Annotated in this window: 5 protein-coding genes; 1 reads left to right on the top strand and 4 read right to left on the bottom strand. The window is 71.0% G+C overall.

Annotation, left to right across the window (positions count from 1 at the left end):
• The coding region (locus Q7P21_RS19435; protein WP_304179909.1) for a 2-oxo acid dehydrogenase subunit E2 at positions 1–252 on the top strand (252 nt) is incomplete at its 5' end.
• On the opposite strand, the gene Q7P21_RS19430 is transcribed toward Q7P21_RS19435, so the two are convergent.
• The 4 genes from Q7P21_RS19430 to Q7P21_RS19415 form a co-directional block, all read right to left on the bottom strand.
• Positions 242–763: a sarcosine oxidase subunit gamma family protein gene (locus tag Q7P21_RS19430; protein ID WP_304179907.1), complete on the bottom strand. Its 522-nt coding sequence runs from the start codon at positions 761–763 to the stop codon at positions 242–244. The genes Q7P21_RS19435 and Q7P21_RS19430 overlap by 11 nt on opposite strands.
• Complete coding sequence (locus Q7P21_RS19425; protein WP_304179903.1) at positions 756–3701, bottom strand: 2Fe-2S iron-sulfur cluster-binding protein; 2946 nt, start codon at positions 3699–3701, stop codon at positions 756–758. The genes Q7P21_RS19430 and Q7P21_RS19425 overlap by 8 nt, the downstream gene beginning before the upstream one ends.
• Positions 3698–3955, bottom strand: a complete 258-nt coding sequence (locus Q7P21_RS19420) for a sarcosine oxidase subunit delta (RefSeq protein ID WP_304171730.1) — start codon at positions 3953–3955, stop codon at positions 3698–3700. Before Q7P21_RS19420 ends, Q7P21_RS19425 begins: the two co-directional genes overlap by 4 nt.
• Positions 3956–4585 (bottom strand): FAD-binding oxidoreductase (locus tag Q7P21_RS19415; protein ID WP_304179900.1); only part of this gene is annotated, 630 nt, incomplete at its 5' end.

Genomic DNA, 4585 nt, shown 5'->3' with positions numbered 1-4585 from the left:
TTCTCGATCTCAAACCTCGGCATGTTCGGGATCAAGGCCTTCTCCTCGATCATCAATGAGCCGCAGGGGGCGATCCTGTCGGTGGGCGCGGGCGAACAGCGGCCGGTGGTCAAGAACGGCCAGCTGGCCGTGGCCACGGTGATGACCGTCACCCTGACCTGCGATCACCGGGTGGTCGACGGGGCGGTCGGCGCGCGCTGGCTCGCGGCCTTCAAGGCCCTGATCGAAGAGCCGTTGGGCCTTATCCTGTGACGTCGAGACCCCGGGCCACGCTGGTCCAATAGGCGAAGAGGTCGACCGCGTAGCTCGGCGCCACATAGGCGTCGACCCGGGTCTCGGTGATCACGTCGAAGCGCACGGCCATGTGCTCGATCACCGTGCCGGCCACGCATCCCGGGGCGAAAGCGGGATCCTCCGCATCGAACACGCCGCCATGGGTCAGCAGCACCCGCCAGTCGCCGCCGGTCAGGACGCAGCGGGTCGCCGCGCCGGAGATATCGGTGACCGCGCCATCCGCGCCCGCGATCTCCATGAGCCGGTCGAGGGTCGCGCCACGCTCGCCAGTCTCGACGCGTATCATCCAGGCGCCGGGTTCGCGCCAGATCACCCGAAGGCCTGAGACGGTGATCGCCTGGCCTGGGCCCGGCAGGACGGCGCCGAAGGCTGAGGTGAAGCGTGCGGAGGTCTCAGCCAGGCCGCCCCAGAGTTCCAGCCGCAGCAGGGGCTCGGCGGGGGCGGCCTTGAAGCGCGGGGCGTCAGTCACGATAGCGCGCTCCCTCTGGATCATAGAACACCGGCTCGACCACGCGGACCTTGGCGCTGACGCCCCGGGTCGGGGACCAGGCGATAAGCGTTTCGCCCATCCGGTCGCGGCCGTCGCGCAGCAGGGCGAGCGCCACCGAACCCTGGGCCAGCACCCGGGGGCTGGCGGCGGTGACGTGACCCTCCGGCTCGCCGGGGGCATGACGGACCAGCATGGAACCCTCAGGGATCGACCCCTCGGACTCCAGGCCGATCAGCTGCAGACGGCCGGCCTGGGATTGGAAGGCGGGGCGCTGCAGAGCCGGGGCGCCGACGAAGGGCCGGGCCGGGTTCAGCATCCGGTGCAGGCCCAGGTCCTGCGGCGTCGAGCGCCCGTCAATCTCGCCGCCGACCACCACATGGCCCTTCTCGATCCGCAGGAACTCCAGGGCCTCGATGCCATACGGATGCCCGCCCAGGGCCTGGCCGGCCGCGTCGATGGCGGTCCAGACCGGGGCGATCTCCTGGCTGGCGGCGTAGATCTCGAAGGCGCGTTCGCCGGAATAGCTGGCGGCCAGGATCAGCACCGGGGTCCCGGCGATCACGCCGCGCGCGACCGACATGTGGCGGGGGATTTCGGCCAGGCCCGTGAGCTCTGCGACCAGGGCCTTGGCGCGGGGGCCGGCGACGGCGATACCGGCCCAGTGCTCCTGGACATTGGCGATGGCGACCTTCAGCTGCGGCGCGAGCACCTGGCGGACATAGGCCAGGTGATGGGCCATGCGGTCGGCGCCGCCGGTCGAGCTGGTCAGCAGATAGCGATCAGGGCCGATGCGCCAGACCGTGCCGTCATCCATGACCAGGCCGTCTTCGCGCAGCATGAAGGTGTAGCGGCCGCGTCCCACGGCCAGCTTGCCCACCGTGGTCGCGCAGACCCGCTCCAGCAGGGCGGCGGCGTCGGGGCCGGCGATCTCGAACTTGCCCAGCGTCGAGACATCGATCCAGCCGACGGTCTCGCGGACCGCGCGCGCCTCGCGTATCGACGCGGCGTGCAGATTCTCGCCGGCCAGGGGATAGGCGCGGGGCCGCATCCAATAGCCCACCGGCTGCCAGATCGGATCGCGGGCGGCATGCAGGTCGTAGAGCGCCGGACGGCGCAGCGGCGCGGAATGGAAGCCTGTGGCGTGCCCGGCCAGGGCCCCCAGGGTCACGGGGGTATAGGGCGGCCGGAAGGTGGTCAGTCCGACCTCCGGCACCGGGCGTCCCTCGTGGGATGCGAGCCGGGCCAGGCCGATGATGTTGCTGGTCTTGCCCTGGTCAGTGGCCATGCCCAGCGTGGTGTAGCGCTTCAGGTGCTCAACAGAGCGGTAGCCCTCCTGCCAGGCCAGGTCGACATCGGCCAGGGTCACGTCGTTCTGGAAATCGACGAAGGTGTGCTTGAGGTCGGTCCCCGGCGGCGGCGCCAGGGCGGCGACGCTGTTGGACGATCCGGGGAAGGCTTCGGCCGCCTGGGGCGGGCCGCCCTTGGGCAGGGGCTTGCCGAGGCCATGGGCCGCCGCCCCGCCCGCCGCCCAGCCTTCGGCCAGAATCTCGGCGAGGTCGTCGAGGCCGGAGGCGGAGCCGGTGGTCGACTGGTTCTGGCGGGCCTGGTCGGGCGTGAAGGCGCCGGTGGCCTCATCCCAGCTCAGCGTGCCGCCGGCCTGCATGTGCAGGTGGGCGACCGGAGAAAAGCCGCCGGACACGGCGAGCAGGTCGCAGGTCAGGGTCAGAGCGCCGGCCTCGGTCCGCGCCTCGACCCCGGTCAGGCCGCCGGCCCCGCCGATGGCGCGGGCAGCCTGGGCCTGGAAGCGGACGTCGAAGCGTTCGGCGGCGGCTCTGACGATCGGACTGTCCGATGGCGGACGACTGTCCAGAACGGCGGCGATCTCGCACCCGGCCTCAGCGAGAGCGAAGGCAGTGCGATAGGCGTCGTCATTGCCGGCCGCGATCACGGCGCGGTGGCCCGGGGTGACGCCATAGCGCGCGACATAGGTCCGCACGGCCTGGGCCAGCATGACGCCCGGCCGATCGTTGTCGGCGAAGGGCAGGGGCCGCTCGATGGCGCCGGTCGCCAGCACCACCCGCTGGGCGCGGACGCGCCACAGGCGTTGGGCCGGCTCGCCCGGGGCGGGGACCTGGCCGGGCTCGGTCAGTTTCTCCGACAGGGTGACGAGGTCATGGTCCCAATATCCCACGGCCGTGGTGCGGGTCAGCACGCGCACGCCACGCGCGGCCAGGGTGGCCTTGGCGCCCTCGATCCAGTCGGCGGCTGGCGCGCCGTCGATCTCTGCTGGATCGCGCAGCAGGCCGCCGCCCAGTCGGGTGTCCTGCTCGGCCAGGATAACCCGCGCGCCTGTGGCCGAAGCGGCCAGGGCGGCGGCCAGGCCGGCCGACCCGGCGCCGACCACCAGCACATCGCAGAAGGCCGCGCGGTGGTCGAAGCTGTCGGGATCGGCGGCGACGGGAGGCTTCCCGAGGCCTGCGGCGTGGCGGATGAAGTGCTCGTAGACCTTCCACAGGCCGGGCTTGCCCAGGAAGGCCTTGTAGTAGAACCCGGCCGGGATGAAGCGACTGAAGAGGCCCAGCACGGCGCCGACATCGAAAGCCAGAGAGGGCCAGCGGTTCTGGCTCTGCGCGATCAGGCCCTCGTAGAGGAACAGGTCGGTGGCCCGTGTATTGGGCTCGAACCGCCCGCCGACCCCAACCCCGACCAGGGCGCTCGGCTCCTCGACCCCGGCGGCGAGGACGCCGCGCGGCCGATGATATTTGAAGCTGCGGCCCACGAGGCCGACCCCATTGGCCAGCAGGGCCGAGGCCAGGCTGTCGCCGGGATGGCCCTCATAGCGCTGGCCGTCGAAGGTGAAAGAGATCGTCCGGGTACGGTTGATCAGGCCGCCGGCGGGAAGGCGCGCGCTGGTCATGCGAGGTCGCCGATCGTCTGAACGGCGTCGATCTCGTGGGTGACGCTATGGCGGTGCAGCTTCAGCCAGGCGCCGCAGCCAGCCGTGTGGCGCCACAGCTCCCAGGACCAGCCACGGGGGTTGTCGCGCTCATAGAGCCGGCTCACCGCCTCGGCCGGTGAGGCGTCGAGCGGCAAGATGGCGTCCAGCGCGCGGTCAAAGACGAACTCGACCTGGGCGCGGGGACCGCAATGGGGACAGACGATCCGCAGCATCTAGCGATCCTGCGCCTTGGGGCCGACGCCGGCCTCGTCGATGGTCGATCCATGGGCGAACCGGGCCAGGTTGAACGGGACGGCCAGCTCGTGGGCCTGGCCGGTCGCCAGGTGATGGGCGTAGAGGGCGCCCGAACCCGGGGTCGCCTTGAACCCGCCATAGCACCAGCCGCCGTTCAGATAGAGTCCGTCGACCGGGGTCTCGCCAATGATCGGCGAGCCGTCGAAGCTCATGTCCGTGGTGCCGGCCCAGCAGCGCAGCATGCGCAGGCGCGACAGGGCGGGGACCAGGGCTATGGCCTGGCCGGCCACCTCCTCGGTGCGCAGCGCCATGCCCCGCTGGGAATAGGTGGGATACATGTCCGGGTCGCCGCCCAGCACGATCTCGCCCTTGTCCGACTGGCTGATATAGCAATGGATCGACTGGGACATGATCACAGTGTCGATCATCGGCTTCACCGGCTCTGACACGAAGGCCTGCAGCAAGTGGCTTTCGATCGGCAGCTTCAGTCCGGCCAGGCCTGCCACATGGCCGCTGTTTCCCGCCACGCAGATGGCGACCTTGTCGGCGCCGATCGGGCCGCGCGTGGTCTCGACCCCCTCGACCTTGCCGCCGCGCAGGGCGAAGCC

The sequence above is a fragment of the Phenylobacterium aquaticum genome (assembly GCF_947378715.1).
Lineage (GTDB): Bacteria > Pseudomonadota > Alphaproteobacteria > Caulobacterales > Caulobacteraceae > Phenylobacterium > Phenylobacterium aquaticum_A.
Note: the sequence above shows the minus strand (reverse complement) of the source record. Positions and strands in the feature narration are given on the sequence as shown.

Bases quoted from the DNA above. Each gene is read 5' to 3' on its own strand.
- Q7P21_RS19425 (WP_304179903.1), bottom strand. From the start codon at position 3,701: ATGACCAGCGCGCGCCTTCCCGCCGGCGGCCTGATCAACCGTACCCGG.
- Q7P21_RS19420 (WP_304171730.1), bottom strand. From the start codon at position 3,955: ATGCTGCGGATCGTCTGTCCCCATTGCGGTCCCCGCGCCCAGGTCGAG.